Annotated in this window: 13 protein-coding genes and 1 tRNA gene; 6 read left to right on the top strand and 8 right to left on the bottom strand. The window is 68.3% G+C overall.

Features of this window, described 5'->3' with window-relative positions; all coding sequences use genetic code 11:
* Nucleotides 1–244: 244 nt before the first annotated feature.
* The 4 genes from E6A21_RS13645 to E6A21_RS13660 form a co-directional block, all read right to left on the bottom strand.
* Nucleotides 245–1,654 carry an APC family permease gene (locus E6A21_RS13645; protein ID WP_171041406.1) on the bottom strand — a complete coding sequence of 470 codons (1,410 nt, stop codon included), beginning with the start codon at nucleotides 1,652–1,654 and terminating at the stop codon, nucleotides 245–247.
* Between the two features lie 167 nt (nucleotides 1,655–1,821).
* Entirely contained in the window at nucleotides 1,822–2,859 is a 1,038-nt protein-coding gene (locus E6A21_RS13650; RefSeq protein ID WP_138444718.1) for an agmatine deiminase family protein, read from the bottom strand.
* Complete coding sequence (locus tag E6A21_RS13655) at nucleotides 2,856–3,881, bottom strand: nitrilase-related carbon-nitrogen hydrolase (protein ID WP_138444719.1); 1,026 nt, start codon at nucleotides 3,879–3,881, stop codon at nucleotides 2,856–2,858. The genes E6A21_RS13650 and E6A21_RS13655 overlap by 4 nt, the downstream gene beginning before the upstream one ends.
* Nucleotides 3,882–4,036: 155 nt before the next feature.
* Nucleotides 4,037–4,738: a TetR/AcrR family transcriptional regulator gene (locus tag E6A21_RS13660; protein ID WP_138444720.1), complete on the bottom strand. Its 702-nt coding sequence runs from the start codon at nucleotides 4,736–4,738 to the stop codon at nucleotides 4,037–4,039.
* Nucleotides 4,739–4,860: 122 nt separating this feature from the next.
* On the opposite strand from E6A21_RS13660, the gene E6A21_RS13665 reads away from it, so the two are divergent.
* Nucleotides 4,861–6,228 carry a flavin monoamine oxidase family protein gene (locus E6A21_RS13665; protein WP_138444721.1) on the top strand — a complete coding sequence of 456 codons (1,368 nt, stop codon included), beginning with the start codon at nucleotides 4,861–4,863 and terminating at the stop codon, nucleotides 6,226–6,228.
* Nucleotides 6,229–6,234: 6 nt separating this feature from the next.
* Here the strand turns inward: E6A21_RS13665 and E6A21_RS13670 are convergent, their stop codons facing one another.
* Nucleotides 6,235–6,891 carry a class I SAM-dependent methyltransferase gene (locus E6A21_RS13670; RefSeq protein ID WP_138444722.1) on the bottom strand — a complete coding sequence of 219 codons (657 nt, stop codon included), beginning with the start codon at nucleotides 6,889–6,891 and terminating at the stop codon, nucleotides 6,235–6,237.
* A gap of 57 nt (nucleotides 6,892–6,948) precedes the next feature.
* Between E6A21_RS13670 and E6A21_RS13675 the strand changes: the two genes are divergently transcribed.
* Nucleotides 6,949–8,589, top strand: coding sequence for an FAD-binding dehydrogenase (locus tag E6A21_RS13675; protein ID WP_138444723.1), 1,641 nt, complete (start codon nucleotides 6,949–6,951; stop codon nucleotides 8,587–8,589).
* 322 nt (nucleotides 8,590–8,911) lie between these two features.
* Here E6A21_RS13675 and E6A21_RS13680 read toward each other — a convergent pair.
* Nucleotides 8,912–8,988: transfer RNA gene (locus tag E6A21_RS13680), tRNA-Met, on the bottom strand.
* Between the two features lie 94 nt (nucleotides 8,989–9,082).
* A complete protein-coding gene (gene purB, locus E6A21_RS13685) occupies nucleotides 9,083–10,513 on the bottom strand; it encodes an adenylosuccinate lyase (protein ID WP_138444724.1) in 1,431 nt (476 codons plus the stop codon).
* 592 nt (nucleotides 10,514–11,105) lie between these two features.
* On the opposite strand from purB, the gene E6A21_RS13690 reads away from it, so the two are divergent.
* Nucleotides 11,106–12,464: a hypothetical protein gene (locus E6A21_RS13690; RefSeq protein ID WP_138444725.1), complete on the top strand. Its 1,359-nt coding sequence runs from the start codon at nucleotides 11,106–11,108 to the stop codon at nucleotides 12,462–12,464.
* A gap of 24 nt (nucleotides 12,465–12,488) precedes the next feature.
* On the opposite strand, the gene E6A21_RS13695 is transcribed toward E6A21_RS13690, so the two are convergent.
* Nucleotides 12,489–12,920 carry a phage holin family protein gene (locus E6A21_RS13695; protein WP_138444726.1) on the bottom strand — a complete coding sequence of 144 codons (432 nt, stop codon included), beginning with the start codon at nucleotides 12,918–12,920 and terminating at the stop codon, nucleotides 12,489–12,491.
* A gap of 58 nt (nucleotides 12,921–12,978) precedes the next feature.
* Here E6A21_RS13695 and hisC point away from each other — a divergent pair, with 58 nt between their 5' ends.
* From hisC to E6A21_RS13710, 3 genes are all read left to right on the top strand, one after another.
* The gene (gene hisC, locus E6A21_RS13700) at nucleotides 12,979–14,154 is read left to right on the top strand and encodes a histidinol-phosphate transaminase (RefSeq protein ID WP_138444727.1); all 1,176 of its coding nucleotides are present in this window, start codon (nucleotides 12,979–12,981) and stop codon (nucleotides 14,152–14,154) included.
* 153 nt (nucleotides 14,155–14,307) lie between these two features.
* Complete coding sequence (gene pdhA, locus E6A21_RS13705) at nucleotides 14,308–15,531, top strand: pyruvate dehydrogenase (acetyl-transferring) E1 component subunit alpha (RefSeq protein ID WP_138444728.1); 1,224 nt, start codon at nucleotides 14,308–14,310, stop codon at nucleotides 15,529–15,531.
* Nucleotides 15,531–16,511 carry an alpha-ketoacid dehydrogenase subunit beta gene (locus E6A21_RS13710; protein ID WP_138444729.1) on the top strand — a complete coding sequence of 327 codons (981 nt, stop codon included), beginning with the start codon at nucleotides 15,531–15,533 and terminating at the stop codon, nucleotides 16,509–16,511. Before pdhA ends, E6A21_RS13710 begins: the two co-directional genes overlap by 1 nt.
* Nucleotides 16,512–16,514: the final 3 nt, after the last annotated feature.

The following is a 16,514-nucleotide window of genomic DNA, read 5'->3' on the forward strand; positions in this document are numbered from 1 at the left end:
GACATCCGCTTTCCAATCCCCGCCTGGATCATCAGCCGATCCTCAGCAGTCAGCTCCCTACGCGCCATGCGACTCCTCAGCTCATGCCCCCGAAATCATCGCAAGCGTTGCTTCGAAGTCCTGAACTCAAGGGAGGACCGATCAGATGTTGGGGAACCCGACGGGTAGGCGACGACGGCGGCGCTCCCCTTCGCGCGGAAGGTGAGCGCCGCCGTCGTCCGGCGCGGGGGGGCGGGTCCGGAGATCAGGCCGTGACGGACTCGCCGTCGAGCTCGACCGCGTCCTCCTCCCGCATGCTGACGTTGATCTTCTGGCGGAAGCCCCGCGTCATGACGAGGAGGCACACGATCCCGATGCTGAGCCAGATCGCACCGTACGTGAGCGCATCGGCCTGGAGGTTGGCCCACAGGACCCCGGTGAGCGCCATGCCGACAACAGGCAGCACGAGGTTCCGGAGGACGTCCCGGGGCGAGCGGAACTGCTTCCGTCGGAACACGAACAGGATGACCACCGTGAGGTTGACGAACGTGAACGCGATGAGGGCGCCGAAATTGATCATCGATGAGATGAACTCGAGCGTGAACGGGATCGCGAGGAGCGAGACCGCGCCGACGAAGAGGACGGCCGAGGTGGGCGTCCGGTACTTCGGGTGGACGAACGAGAAGAAGCGTGAAACGGGACCCCTGCCGTTCCGGCCCATGACGTAGATCATCCGGGAAACCGAAGCGTGCGAGGAGAGGCTCGAGGCGACCGTCGCGGCGAACGCGGCGGAGGTGAAGAGGATCTTGAAGAACTCGCCGCCGATCTTGAGCGCCATCTCGGGCAGAGTGTCGTCGGTGTTCTGGAAGCCGTCGAGCGTGGGGAAGACCGACTGTCCGAACCAGGCGGCGACGAAGAAGATCGCGCCGCCGATCAGGAGGGCCAGGACGATCGCCTTCGGCACGGTGCTCGTGTCTTTGGCCTCCTCCGTGTACATGGTGATGGCGTCGAAGCCGATGAAGGAGAAGCAGACGACCGTTGCGCCGCTGATGACCGCCGACATGTCCACGCCGTCGTGGAAGAGAGGGGTCGTCGAGAAGACGGACGCGTCCCCGGCGCCGTGGGAGAGAGCGTTCCACGCCAGCACGACGAAGACGCCGATGAGGACCACCTCGAAGACGACGAGGATGCCATTCACCTTCGACGTCGAGTTCATGCTCCAGAGGTTCATCACCGTGATGAGGAGGACGTAGGCCACAACCCAGATCCAGGCCGGGATGCCGGGGAAGAACGACTCCATGTAGATCCGGATGAGCAGGGCGTTGACGAGGGGGAGGAGAAGGTAGTCGAGGAGGGACGCCCACCCGACGAGGAACCCGACGTTCGGGTGGATCGTCTCGGACGTGTAGGTGTAGGCGGAACCGGCGGACGGGTAGATGCGGGTCATGCGGCCATAGCTCACGGCCGTGAAAATCATGGCGACCAGGGCGACGAGGTACGCGAGGGGGACGACGCCGTTGGTCTCGCCGGAGACGATGCCGAACGTGTCGAAGACCGTGGTCGGGGTCATGTACCCGAGACCGAGGCCGACGATAGCCCATAGGCCGAGAGACCGCTTGAGCGCAGTTGAGTTCTTCAGGGTCGTCGAATTCAACGAGGGGGAGTTCTGAGACATCAGAGGCCATTCTCTTTCGTGCGATCCGAGGCGACAATGCCTGCGGATGGGCGGTGGCCCGAGGACGGCCGGGGTCCGGCCTCGGGCCCAGGGAGTATCACTCCTCGGGTGCGAGTGTTTGAACTTCTGCCAGTGCTTGAACTTCCGCGGGTGGTGGGCTCGAACGGTCAGGCCGGGGTGTGGCCGCCGTCACGAGGCTGCTGCTGGGTGATGCAGTGGATCCCCCCGCCGCGGGCGAAGAGGGGGCGGGCGTCGACGGCGCAGACCTGCCGCCCGGGGTAGGCATCGGCGAGGAGGCGCAGCGCCTTCTCGTCGTGGGGGTCGGCGAACGAGCAGGCCACGACGCCACCGTTGACTGCGACGTGGTTGATGTAGCTCCAGTCCACCCAGTCCTCGCCGTCGTGCAGCTGCTGGGGGGCGGGTATCTCGGTGATCCGCCAGGGCTTGCCGTCCGCGGTCCGCGAGGAGTGGAGGACCTCGAGCAGCTCTTGGCTCACTTCGTGGTCCGGGTGCTCGGGGTTCGCCTGGACATGCACGAGCAGCGTCCCCGGCGACGGGATCGCCGCCACGAGGTCGACGTGCCCGCGCGTGCCGAACTCCTTCGAGTCGCGGGTCAGCCCGCGGGGGAGCCAGACGGCGTGGCGGGCGCCGATCGTGCGCTCGAACTCCGCTTCGACGTCGGCCCTCGTGAGGTTCGGGTTGCGGAAGGGGTCGAGCTGGACGGACTCGGTGAGGAGCACGGTGCCCCGCCCGTCGGTCTGGAACCCGCCGCCCTCATTGACGAGGGGGCTGGCCAGGACCTCCGCTCCGGCGGCGCGGGCGACCGCCGGGCCAACGGCCGAGTCGTGCTCCCACGAGGCCCAGCTCTGCTGCCCCCAGCCGTTGAAGACCCAGTCGACGGCGCCCAGCCGGCCGGCGTCGTCCGTCACGAAGCTCGGCCCGATGTCGCGCATCCACGCGTCGTCGAGGGGCGCCTCGACGAGGCTGATCCGAGCGTCGAGGTATCCCGCGGCGATCGCGCGGTCCTCGGGACGGACGACCATGGTCACCGGCTCGTAGCGGAGCGCGGCGTGGGCGACGGCGGCCCACGTCGCGCGGGCCTCGTGGGCGTCGGCATCTGTCTCGCCGAGCGTGTATCCACCTGAGGGCCAGGCCATCCAGAGCCGCTCCTGTGGCTCGGTCTCGGCGGGCATTCGCCAGGTCATGGCCGGGCGTCTTCGAGTTCGGGCGCGGCGCCGAACGGCGCGGACGGGTCGAGTGGTGCCGTCAGGGCGCCGTAGGTCTCGGGCCGGCGGGTGGTGAGGAATGGGAAGAGGGTGAGCCAGTCGCGGCGCTGGTCGAGGTCGAGATCGGCGACGACGACGGCGGAGCCTTCGCGCGGAGCACGGGCGAGGATGCGGCCGTACGGGTCGGAGATGAAGGACGACCCGTAGAACGTGACGAGGCCTTCGCTGCCCCAGCGGTTCGGAACGACCATGAACAGCCCGTTCGCGATGCCGTTGCCCACAATCACCTGGCGCCAGAGCGGCTCGGTGTCGAAGTCGGGGTGGCCAGGCTCGGACCCGATAGCCGTCGGGTAGGCGAGGATCTCGGCACCGTTGAGGGAGTAGACGCGCGCGAGTTCGGGGAACCACTCGTCCCAGCACGTCGGGAGCCCCAGGCGTGCGCCGCCGAGCTCTGCAGGCGTGTGGATGGGGTAGCCCTCGTTGGCGGCCTGCGGCTGACCGGGCTGTGGGCCCTGGCGGAAGAACTTGTCCTCGTAGTAACCCTCGGTCACTGGGATGTGGAGCTTGTCCGTCGCGGCCAGCAGCGAGCCGTCCGGGCCGACCAGGATTGCGGTGTTGAAGCCGCGTTCGTCGCCCTCGTCGCCCTTGCGGTAGAGGCTCGCGTGGACGGCGATCCCGTGCTCCTGAGCGGCGCGGCGGGCGAACGCGAGGGTGCGGCCGGTCTCGAGGTCTTCCGCAATGCTGCTCGGCGTGTAGTCGGGGAGGGTGTCGGCGGGGTAGCGCGAAAGCGTGAGCTCGGGCAGGAAGACGACCTTCGCGCCCCGTGCCGCGGCGCGGCGGATGCCCTCCTCGAGCTCGCCCTCCGTGGTGGCGGGGTCTTCGTGCCAGCGGTGCTGGACGAGCGCGACGCGCAGCGGTTCCCTGCGCTGGCTGCGACTGTCGGCCTCTTCGCTCGTGCGGGCCCACGACACCGGGGGCTGCAGGGCAAGGATCTCTTGCATGGGGTCCTTCTTGTGGTGAGGGTCTGGAGGAGTCATTAAATGAATGACGTTCGTTTATTAGAACAGTGACCCAGCCCACGGTCAAGGGGGTGACCCGGAGGGCTTGCTGCGGCGCCTTCCCGACATCCCCGGATGCGCCAAGGGCCGCGGAGAAGTCAGCGGCGCGTCGCGAGTGTCGCCGCCAGGGTTCCCCGGAGCCCGGCGACAAGGGCATTGAGTCCGAGCGCGAACGCATCGTCCGCGGCAGTTCGTCCCCGTCCGCGGCGCGCTCCGACTGCCTCCGCGAAGGTGGGCGCAAGGTCCCGCCGCTCCCCGACGTCGAAGATCCATTCCGGGGCCGAGACGTCCATCGCCGAGCCGAGGATGAACGACTCGACGGCGACGATGGTGTCGATGACGAGGTCCTCGGGCCAGCCCCCGGCCCGCAGTCCCTCTGCCACCCGCTCGTACATCTCGAGTGTGTGCGGCGCGCCGGTGATGGGCAGGACGGCGATCACCGGGATGAGCGGGGAGTGCTGCGCGAAGGCCTCGCGGTAGGAATAGGCCCACCTCATGAGGGCGACGTCCCATGGGTCGCGGCCGAAGGCCGACGTGTCGATGGTGTCGTTGACGTCGTCCTGAACCCAGTTGAGCACCTCGTCCTTCGAGGCGACGTGGTTGTACAGGGCCGACGGCGCGGTCTTGAGTTCGCGGGCGAGGGCAGCCATGGTGAGCCCCTCGTAGCCGGTCCTTCCGATGATGGCGAGGGCCGCCGTCGTGATCTTCTGACGCGAGAGCACGGGCTGCGACGGCCTTCCGCGTCGGCGCGGGGCTGAAGCGCCCGGGGTCTCGGGCGTGGCAGGCGGGGCGGACTCCATGCTCGGGAGTCTAGGGGACCGGCGCCTCGGCACCGGGGTTGCAAAGGAGAGTAAATGAACTATATTCATTTAGAGACGTGAACCACATCTGGGTACTGACGCCCATCACGGAAGGAAACACCATGGCGGGTGAGAAGCGAGAGCTCCAGGCCGACGTCGTCGTCGTCGGAGCGGGACCGGCTGGCCTCATGGCCGCGCGCACGCTGACCAAGGCGGGCGAGCGCGTCGTCGTCCTCGAGGCGCGCGACCGCGTCGGAGGGCGGACGTGGAGCAACACGGTCGACGGCGCGTGGCTCGAGATCGGCGGCCAATGGATCAGCCCCGATCAGACCGAGCTGCTGGGCCTCGTCGAGGAGCTGGGCAAGGAGACCTACCAGCGGTATCGGGAGGGACGCAGCGTGTTCGTCGCCGACGACGGCACACGCACCGTCTACGAAGGTTCCGACTTCCCCGTCTCGCCGGTGACGCTCGCCGAGGTCGAGCGGCTCACCGCCATCCTCGACGGGCTCGCCGCCGAGCTCGGCCCCGAAGAACCCTGGGCCCACCCGAAGGCACGGGAGCTCGACACCATCTCCTTCCACCACTGGCTCCGCGCCCACTCCGCCGACGAGGACGCGTGCGAGCTCATCGGGATGTTCATCGCCGGAGCCATGCTGACCAAGCCGGCGCACGCCTTCTCGGCACTGCAGGCGGTCCTCATGGCCGCGTCGGCGGGCTCCTTCAGCAACCTCCTCGACGAGGACTTCATCCTCGACCGCCGGGTCGTCGGCGGCATGCAGTCCGTGAGCCAGACGATGGCTGCGGAACTGGGCGACGCCGTCGTCCTCAACGCGCCCGTGCGCGCCCTCGCCTGGGGCGGGGACGGCGTCCGCGCCGAGGCCGACGGCGCGACTGTGACTGCGCGCCGCGCGATCCTGGCCGTCCCGCCCCCGCTCTACAGCCGCATCTCGTACGAGCCGCCGCTCCCGCGCCGCCAGCACCAGCTGCACCAGCACCTCTCGATGGGCCTCGTGATCAAGGTCCACGCGGTCTACAGACGCCCCTTCTGGCGCGAGGAAGGCCTTTCGGGTACGGGCTTCGGCGTGGGCCAGATCGTGCAGGAGGTCTACGACAACACGAACTACGGCGACGAGCGCGGCACCCTCGTCGGCTTCGTCTCGGACGAGCACGCCGACGCCATGTTCAAGCTCAGCGCCGAAGAGCGCAAGGCTGCGATCCTCGGCTCGATCGCGAACTACCTCGGCCCCAAGGCCCTCGACGCGGAGGTCTACTACGAGTCGGACTGGGGCTCCGAGGAGTGGACCCGCGGCGCGTACGCCGCGAGCTTCGACCTCGGCGGCCTCTCCCGCTACGGGGCGGACCAGCGGACTCCCGTCGGGCCGATCCACTTCGCGTGCTCCGACATCGCCTCGGAGGGGTATCAGCACGTCGACGGCGCGCTCCGGATGGGCCGCCGCGCAGCCGAGGAGATCCTCGCCGCCCGCGTGTGAGCCGGATCAGCCCCGTGTGGCCCCCACGAGGTGCCACACGGGGCCGTGCCAGCGATAGGCCGGCTCGAGTCCGCGGCTGCGCAGGACCTCGACCATCGCCTTCGGCGGGTGGATGTATCCCCGGAATGAACGCCCCGAGGCGTTGAGCATCGCGTTCATTCCCCGGATGAACACGCGCGAGAGCGGGTTCGCGGGCGGATAGCTGAAGACGAGGGCGCGCCGAGCATGGTCCGCGGCGGCCCCGAGCAGGGCCGCGTAGTCCGGGTAGCAGCACACCACGCGGTGGAGGACGACGACGTCGGCTGGCTCGACGTCGTCCGGCGCGGCGGCGAGGTCGACTCCGAGGCGGCGGTCGATGCGGCTCTCCAGTCCCGCGGCCTCCGCGAGCCGCGTCGCGTCCTTCTCATAGCCGGCCGAGAGTTCGAGGTTCACGGCTCGCGCGGCCCCGCGCTTGAGCAGCTCCAGCTGGATCTCGCCCACTCCGCCGCCGATCTCGAGCACCGATGCGCCCTCGATGCCAGTCGCGGCGAGGAACTCGACGATCCTCAGCTCGGGATGGCGCAGGCCCTTGCGCCCGTATCGCCGCGCCAGCGCGCCGGAGAAGCGTGAGTCGAAGATCGCGTCATACGGTCCCGGCTCCGTGGGGCCGCAGCAGGGTTCCATAGCTCGAGTATCCCGCTTCCATTGACGCGACGCGCGCCGAGCCGGAAGGCTGAGCCGGTGGATGCTGATGTGATCGTGGTCGGCGCTGGGCTCGCAGGGCTGGTTGCCGCCGTCGAGGCCGCCGACGCCGGGCGGCGCGTAATCGTCGTCGAACAGGAACCGGAACAGTCGCTGGGCGGCCAGGCCTTCTGGTCGCTCGGCGGCCTCTTCCTCGTCGATTCTCCCGAGCAGCGCCGCATGGGCGTCCGGGACTCGCGCGCGCTCGCGGCGCAGGACTGGTTCGGGAGCGCCCAGTTCGACCGGTCAGAGGACTATTGGCCCCGACGCTGGGCCGAGGCGTATCTCGACTTCGCCGCGGGGGAGAAGCGCGCGTGGCTGCACGGGCTCGGAGTCCGCTTCTTCCCCGTGGTCGGCTGGGCCGAGCGCGGCGACGGCCGTGCCGACGGGCACGGGAACTCCGTCCCGCGATTCCATCTCACGTGGGGCACCGGCCCAGGCGTCCTCGAACCCTTCGTGCGGCGTGTCCGGGCGCATTCCTTCGCTGGCCGCGTCCGGCTCCTATTCCGGCATCGGGTGGTCGGACTGCTGACCGAGGCGGGAGCGGTCGTGGGGGTCCGCTGCGAGGTGCTCGAGCCCTCGTCGGCGCCGCGCGGCACGGCAAGCTCGCGGGCGGTCGAGGGCGACGTCGAACTCCGGGCCTCCGCCGTCGTCGTCGCCTCGGGAGGGATCGGCGGGAACCACGACCTCGTCCGCCGGATGTGGCCAGCGCGGCTGGGCACGCCGCCGTCGTCCATGATCGCGGGAGTTCCCGCCTATGTCGATGGCCGCATGCTCGGGGTGGCCGAGGAGGCCGGGGGGCGTCTCATCAACGGGGACCGCATGTGGCACTACGTCGAGGGGCTGCGGAACTGGGACCCGGTATGGGAGAACCACGGGATCCGGATCCTCCCGGGTCCGTCCTCGGTATGGCTCGACGCGACGGGACGACGGCTCCCCCCGCCGCTCTTCCCGGGCTTCGACACGCTCGGAACACTTCGGCACCTGAGGGGTACGGGATACGACTACTCGTGGTTCGTGCTGACCCAGAAGATCATCGAGAAGGAATTCGCCCTCTCCGGATCCGAGCAGAATCCTGACCTCACCGGGAAGGACCTGCGGCTGCTCCTCGGGCGTGTCCGCGGCGGTGCGCCGGGGCCCATTGCCGCGTTCATGAAGCACGGGGCGGATTTCGTCGTCGCGTCGTCGCTCGGCGAACTTGTGGAGGGCATGAACCGCATCGGGGAGCCAGGGCTGATTTCCGAGGGCGCGCTCCGGGACGTCCTCGAGGCGCGCGACCGCGAGATCGACAATCCATTCGGGAAGGACGCGCAGGTCATGTTCCTGCGCGGGCACCGGAGGTACCGCGGTGACCGGCTCATCCGTGTCGCGGCGCCGCACCGGATCCTCGATCCCGCCGCCGGCCCCCTCATCGCGGTTCGCCTGAATATCCTCACGCGCAAGACGCTCGGCGGCCTCGAGACGGACCTCTCGGGCCAGTGCATGTCGGTTTCGGGCCAGCGGGTGCCAGGGCTCTTCGCGGCCGGCGAGGCCGCCGGATTCGGGGGCGGCGGGATGATGGGCTACAACGCCCTCGAGGGAACGTTCCTCGGTGGATGCCTCTTCTCCGGCCGCGTCGCCGGACGGGCCGCGGCGGGTTAGGTCGGGGCGGGTTAGGTCGGGCTGTTCAGACCCGGCTGTTCTGACCAGGCCGTTCTGACCGGGCTGTTCTGGCCCGGCTCTTCTGACCCGGCTGTTCAGATCAGGCCGTTCTGACCGGGCTGTTCTGACCCGGCTGTTCTGACCAGGCTGTTCTGACCGGGCCGGGCGGCGCTCCCGCCCACTTGTTCGGCGTCGTTGCCGTGAGTCGCGGAGACACGCCGGCGCCCGGCGCTGTCGGGAGGAACAACTGGGCTGGAAGGCCGGCCTGCGAGAGTAACCGGCATGGCAGAGGCCCCGGATCCATCGGATCCGGGGCCTCATGTGGTTGCGGGGGCAGGATTTGAACCTACGACCTCTGGGTTATGAGCCCAGCGAGCTACCGAACTGCTCCACCCCGCGGCGCTTGATCTACTTTACACGCCCGAGACGGTCGGCACCAATCCGCGCGGGCCGAGTGGAGCAGATCACTCAAGGGCAGGAACTGCAGGCCAGGTCAGCCGAGGTGGTCCACGAGCTCGCTGGCGATCCCGTTGTAGGAGGCCGGCGTCAGCGCAAGAAGCCGGGCCTCAGCGTCGGAGGAGAGGCCGAGGCTCGAGACGAACTCCTTCATGCGTGCGCCGTCGACACGATGGCCACGCGTGAGGTCCTTGAGCCGCTCGTAGGGGTTGTCCATGCCGGGGACGCCCGCGATGGCCTCGGCCCGCATCACCATCTGGATCGCCTCGGCGAGGACCTCCCAGTTCTGGTCGAGATCGGAGGCGAGGACGTTCTCGGCGACGTCGAGGCCGCCCAGGCCCCTCGCCACGTTGCTGATGGCGAGCAGCGAGTGGCCGAACGCGACGCCGATGTTCCGCTGGCTCGAGGAGTCAGTGAGGTCGCGCTGCCAGCGGCTGGTCACGAGCGTCGAACCCAGGGTGTCGAGGAGGGCCGACGAGATCTCGAGGTTCGCCTCCGCATTCTCGAACCGGATGGGGTTGACCTTGTGCGGCATGGTCGACGAGCCAGTGGCACCAGCGACGGGAATCTGCGCGAAATAGCCGATCGAGATGTAGCTCCAGACATCCGTGCACACGTTGTGGAGGATCCGGTTGAAGCGTGCCATGTCCGCGTAGAGCTCGGCTTGCCAGTCGTGGCTCTCGATCTGCGTGGTCAGGGGATTCCAGGTAAGTCCGAGTCCCTCCACGAACGACTTCGACACCTGCTGCCAGTCCGCAAGCGGCACCGAGGCGACGTGGGCCGCGAAGTCGCCGGTGGCGCCGTTGAGCTTCCCCAGGAACTCGGTCCGTGCGATGCGGTCGAGCTGACGGCCGAGCCGGTGCGCCATGACGGCGAGCTCCTTGCCGAGCGTCGTCGGAGTGGCGGGCTGGCCGTGAGTACGCGAGAGCATCGGCACATCCCGGTTCTCGCGTGCCATGGTGCTGATCTGCTCGACCAGGTTCCGCGCGGCCGGGAGCCACACGTCCTCCACAGCGCCCTTGATGCCGAGGGCGTAGGAGAGGTTGTTGATGTCCTCCGACGTGCAGCCGAAGTGGACGAGGGCGGTGAGGTCGGCGAGCCCGAGTGCGTCGAGCCGGCGACCGATGTAGTACTCGACGGCCTTGACGTCGTGGACCGTGACGGCTTCGATCTCGGCGAGTTCCCTGACCGAGTCGGCATCGAACTCCGTCACGATCTTCCGGAGCCCTTCTTCCTGCTCCGCCGAGAGCGGCTGGGTGCCGGGCAGCACTGAGTTGCGGGTGAGGTGAATGAACCACTCGACCTCCACGGCGACGCGGTCGCGGTTGAGGGCAGCCTCCGAGAGGTAGTCGACGAGCGGAGCCACCGCCGGGCGGTACCGACCGTCGAGGGGGCCGAGCGCGATCTGCTCGGACGCGTTCGCGAGGGACAGCCTGCCGGAAGGAATACGTGCGGGGGTCTCAGCCATGGCCTCCATTCTTCCAGATCGGCTCAGCCGCTTGGCCCCGGTTTTCCACATACGACGACGGTGGGCAGCGGAGCGCTGTCCTGCCCGCCTAACGTCGGGTGAGGGTCGTGCCGGGGGCGCGCGGACCGAGGAGGGGGAGCCAGATGCAGTGCCGGCACGATGAGGCGCTTCTCAGGGCAGGTCGGGAGAGCCTTGCCCGAGCAGAAGCCGAGGTGGGAGAGGCCGAGGCGGCGCACCGTTGCGCGGGAGACCTCGAGTGGGGCGGGCCCGCTGCGGACTCTTTCAGGGCCAGGACCGCATTCATCGCGGCTGAGCTCGCCGCCGTCACTGCAGGGATCGCTGCATTGGCCTGTGTCCTCGCCTCTGTGCAGGACGAGCTGCAGGAATGCCTAGCCGCCCAGTCCTCCGTGGCGACAACGCCGGATGGGCTGCCGGCGGCCGGGCCGCTTCTTCCGATCACGTCCCATCAGGGTCCTCTCCTCCCGGTCGGGTGTTCGGGGCCGATCCTTGCGGGGGTGAGGCAGCCACAGATGCTCCCGTACCAGTCCGGTGCTGCGGTTCCTGCCACCCTGGCGGGGCAGGAGCCCTGCCGGTGAGGGCGAGGGCTGTCGGGACCGGAAGCGATGGCTTCGTCGTGGCGGGAGGCCCGCGGTTCGTCGTGGCGCTCGAGTCCCTCGAGGCCTCGACTGTCGCGCTCAGAGAGGCGTCAGCCGTGCTCGAACGGGCCGGGGGAGCCCTTTACTCGGTTCGGCAGACTGTGCTTGGCGCATCGTGCCGTTCCTCGCTTGCGGCTCCCCAGTTCGACGACGAGGCGAGGCGGGTCGAGGTACGCGCAAGACGAGCACGCGACGAATCTGCGGCCTGCGCTTCCGCAGTTGCGAGAGCCGCGGAAGCCTACAGGGGAGAGGAGACGGCGCGTACTCGGGCCATGGACGGTCTTCAGAACTTCCTGCTCCGGACGGACGCGATCGGCGGCCTCCTCGGTCCCTTGGGCCTCAGCAGCGTAAGTGCTGCGGGCACGCGGGTAGCGCCAGGAAGCACCCTCGCAACCCTTCTCCGGACTCTCCAGCGGGACCGGCTGGCTGGTTCTCCCGACGATCCTGTCTTGGTCTCACGATCGCCTCTAGCCCCGGGGACCGGCGACCCGAGCCGCTTCTCGTATGCGCTCTCGAGTCTGCGGCAGGCGCAGGGGCAGGAGCCGCTCGAGGACGGCAGCTTCGTACGGCCGTCGTCGGTCATGGTGGAGAGGGTTCCGCGGCCTGACGGGTCTGTGGCCGTCACCGTGACCGTGCCGGGGACGCAGACTTGGGCGATGGACGCGGAAGACGGGAACGTCTTTGACACTGAAGGGATCCTCGACGGCATGGCGTACCGCGACAGCCAGGTGCGCAGTCTCATCGAGGAGGCCCTCCGAGACCAGGACCTCGGTGCCGACGACGTTGTGCTCTTCAACAGCTACAGCCAAGGCGGAATCCACGTGCTGGGTCTGCTTGAGGACCGTGAGTTCCTCGAGCGCTACCGGGTCGCTGCCGTCACCACCGTTGGAAGCCCCGCGTCTGCTTTCGCAGCTCCTGAGGGCATTCCTGTCCTGAGCCTGACGAACGCAGACGACATCGTGCCGACCGCGGGCGGGAGATTGGCGGATCTGAGCGGATCCATTGTGAACGTCCGGTCACCGAGCCGGGCCGGTTCCGCGGCAATACTCGGCTTTCCCCAAGACGTCATCGCCCAGGCTCACGACTTGGGCAACTACGCACGTGATGCCGAACGGCTGGACGAGTCAGGCAACGCGGCTGTCCTTGCCCACCGGACGGCAGTCGGGACTGCGCTCGGGGTGGGGCTCGGGGCAGGTGTTGCCGCCGCAGCGGCCGCAGGAAGCGCGTCCCAGACGGGGGCCCCGCAGCGCCAGCGCTTCGCGTACACGGCGACGGATCCCAAGACGAAGGGCTGATCGTACTCCCGGTTTCCCCGGGGCCTAGCGCTTGCGGTTGGCTCCGAGGATCCAGCCCATGACGGCCGAGACGACGGAGATGATGATGGCGCCGAGGATGGCTGTCCAGAAGAAGGAGTCGATGGTCAAGTGGACAGGCGTGTAGCCGCTGAGCCAGGCGGTGAGGGCGAGCATCGCGGCGTTGATGACGAGCGCGAAGAGACCGAGGGTCAGGCACGTGACGGGGAGGGAGAGGACTTCGATGATCGGGCGCACGAGCGCGTTGACGAGCCCGAAGATGAGGCCGATGAAGAGGTACGCGAGCACGATGCCCACGAGATTGCTGTGCCCTCCCGCGCCGGAATTCGCGGCGACGTCAGTGACCGCGGTCGAGTTGATCTTGATGCCCGGCAGGATCCAGCTGGCCACCCAGAGTGCGATGGCGTTGACAACGACGCGGATCAGGAATCGCAGCATGCGCCCATCGTTCCACACGCCGTCCTCTACGTCTCGGGACCCAGTTACGCTTGAAACCATGACTTCTGCACTCAACAGTCACGACAGCGCCGAAGCAGCCGCCGTCGTCGCCGGCACGGAGGGCAAGACCCCACGCTCCCTGGTCGTCGGCCCGCGTTCCGTCATCAACCGTCTCCCGAAGTACGCGGCAGGAAAGCCTCCCGCCGCCGTCCAAGGGCTCGAAAGCTTCAAGCTGTCCTCCAATGAGAATCCGCTTCCGCCCCTCCCGGCGGTTCTGGACGCGATAGCCGCCGAGACCGCCGTCAACCGCTACCCGGATCCCGTTGCAAGCTCGCTCCGTGCCCGCCTCGCCGACTTCCTGGGCGTTCCGGCCGAGGACATCGTGACCGGAGGTGGAAGCCTCGGAGCCCTCAACCAGCTGCTCGCGGCGTTCGCAGGCCAGCAGGACGACGGGGTCCAGGACGAGGTCGTGTATGCATGGCGGTCCTTCGAGGCCTACCCGATCTCGGTTGGGCTCGCGGGCGCCAAGAGCGTTCAGGCCCCGGTGACCGAGGACGGACGGCACGATCTTGAGGCGATGGCGGCGGCGGTCACCGATCGGACCCGCGTCGTGCTGCTCTGCACCCCTAACAATCCCACCGGACCCGTCCTCGGGACCGCGGAGACCGAACGGTTCATTGAGTCGCTCCCCTCCGATGTCGTGGTCGTCATCGACGAGGCGTACCAGGAGTTCGTGCGCGACGCCGAGGCCGTCGACGGCCTCGCGCTGTACACGAGATACCCGAACGTCGTGGTGCTGCGGACGTTCTCGAAGGCCCACGGCCTAGCCGGGCTTCGGGTCGGCTATTCGATTTCGCGCCCCGAGATCACCGAACACCTGCGCGTCGCAGCGGTTCCGTTCGCGGTCTCGTCGGTGGCCGAGCGGGCAGCGATCGCGTCGCTCGACCACTATGCCGAGGTTGTAGAAAGAGTACAAAGCCTCGTGGACGAACGGGATCGAGTGATGAAGGGGCTTCGCGACCTCGGGTGGTCTGTCCCGGATGCACAGGGGAACTTTGTGTGGCTGAATCTGGGAGAGGCAACGCCCGAATTTGCGGCGCAGGCCGCAGCCCGAGCTCTCTCGGTGAGGGCGTTCGGAACCGAGGGAGTGAGAGTCAGCATCGGCGAGGAAGAGGCCAACTCCCGCTTCCTCGAGCTCTGTAGGAGTTTCACAAAGGCCCCTATCGGTTCCTAGCGGTTAAGCTGAGCAGGCGGCCCAGTCGCACTCTGTAGAGTGGCAGCTGGGCCGAAGGCATATATTCCAAATGCAGTACGTATTCCCTTGGCAGAATATGTAATCCGGCACGCACCGTCCGGCGGAGAGACGATTACGGCAGGAGGCGGCGGAATGGCAGGAGAACTGCCCACCACCGAGTTCGACGACATCCCTGAGGAATTGCTCGACGAGCTCGAGGCCCTCGCCCAGGAACGAACCGAGGGCCATGTGAACATGGTCCAGCTCCTCGACGAGGAAGGCCGGTTCCACCATCGCTCCCATTTCGCTGAGCGCGCGTCCGCGTGGAACGGCGACGAACTGCGCGGGCTGTACCGGGACATGGCGATGATCCGTCGCTTCGACGCCGAGGCGACAGCGCTCCAGCGACAGGGCCAGCTTTCGCTGTGGGTTCCGGTCCGCGGGCAGGAGGCAGCCCAGATCGGTTCGGGGCGGGCGACGCTTCCGCAGGACTACATCTTCCCCACCTACCGCGAGCATGGCGTTGCGCTGACGCGGGGCGTGGAGCTGGGCGAGCTCCTCAGGCAGTTCCGGGGCGTCTCGAATGGTGGCTGGGATCCCACTGAGACCAATTTCCACCTCTACACTCTGGTCCTTGCGGCGCAGGTGCCGCACGCCGTCGGCTACGCGATGGCGCTCCAGCGGGACGCGTCCCGCGCCGCCGGTGCGGGACGGCCGCTGCCCGAGTCGGCCGCCGTCGTCGCCTACTTCGGCGATGGTGCGAGCTCGGAAGGCGACATCCACGAGAGCATGGTCTTCGCCGCGAGCTTCAAGGCGCCAGTCGTGTTCTTCTGCCAGAACAACCAGTGGGCCATCTCGGTGCCCACCCAGGTGCAGTCGCGCATTCCGCTGCACAATCGCGCCAAGGGCTACGGCTTCCCCGGCCTTCGGGTGGACGGCAACGACGTGCTCGCCGTCCGGGCCGTGACCGAATGGGCCCTGGAGCGCGCACGGAGCGGCAAGGGGCCGGTCCTCATCGAGGCCTACACCTACCGTCAGGGCGCCCACACGACGGCCGACGATCCGACGAAGTACCGGCTCACCGCCGAAGAGGAATCGTGGCTCGCGAAGGACCCAGTCACGCGCTTCGAGAAGTTCCTCCGTGCCGAGGGCCACGCAGACGACGCGTTCTTCGCCGAGGTCGCGGCTGAAGGGGATGCCCTGGCCGCCAAGTCGCGGAAGGACGTCCTCGCGTTCGAGCCACCAAGCCTTGCTGAAGAGATGCAGAACGTCTACTCCGAGCGGCACCCGCTCGTAGATGAAGAGCTCGCATGGCACCTCCAGTACGAGGCAGGCTTCGCCGACGCCGACGCGAATGCAGTGGAAGGCGGTCACTGATGCCCACGATGACTCTGGCGAAGGCCATCAACGCCGGCCTTAGGGATGCGCTCGCGGCGGACGAGATGGTGATGCTCATGGGCGAGGACATCGGCGCCCTGGGCGGCGTCTACCGGGTGACCGAGGGTCTCAAGGCCGAGTTCGGCGAGGATAGGGTCGTCGACAGCCCGCTGGCCGAATCCGGGATCGTCGGGACGAGCATCGGCCTGTCGCTGCGCGGGTACCGTCCGGTCGGCGAGATCCAGTTCGATGGGTTCGTCTACCCGGCCTTCAATCAGATCACCACCCAGCTCGCGAAGCTCCACGCGCGCAGCCGGGGCCAGCTCACCGTTCCGGTGACGATCCGGATTCCCTACGGCGGGGGCATCGGTTCGGTCGAGCACCACTCGGAATCGCCAGAGGCCCTCTTCGCCCACACCGCGGGGCTCCGGATCCTGACGCCCTCCAACCCGCACGACGCCTACTGGATGACGCGCCACGCGATCGAGTGCGAAGACCCGGTCATCGTCCTCGAGCCGAAGCGCCGGTACTGGCTCAAGGGCGAGGTGGACACGGAGGATCCCGGAACCTCGGCGGACCCGTTCCGGGCGCACGTTGTCCGTCAGGGAGCCGACGCGACCATCGTGGCCTACGGCCCCCTCGTTCCGGTGGCGCTCGCCGCGGCGGAGGCGGCAGTCGAGGACGGCCGCAGCATCGAGGTCGTCGACCTCCGGTCCCTCTCGCCCATCGACTTCGACACCGTGACGGCGTCGGTGCAGAAGACGGGCCGGCTCGTGGTCGCCCACGAGGCACCGACCTTCGGCGGGCTGGGCGGCGAGATCGCGGCCCGGGTGTCCGAACGCGCATTCCTCTCCCTCGAGGCGCCGGTGATCCGAGTCGGCGGCTTCCACATGCCGTACCCCGTATCGAAGGTCGAGGGCCAGTATCTGCCGGACATCGACCGAATCCTCGAGGCCCTCGACCGGGCGTTCGCGTACTAGGAG

The sequence above is a fragment of the Sinomonas susongensis genome, assembly GCF_005877005.1.
GTDB lineage: Bacteria > Actinomycetota > Actinomycetes > Actinomycetales > Micrococcaceae > Sinomonas > Sinomonas susongensis.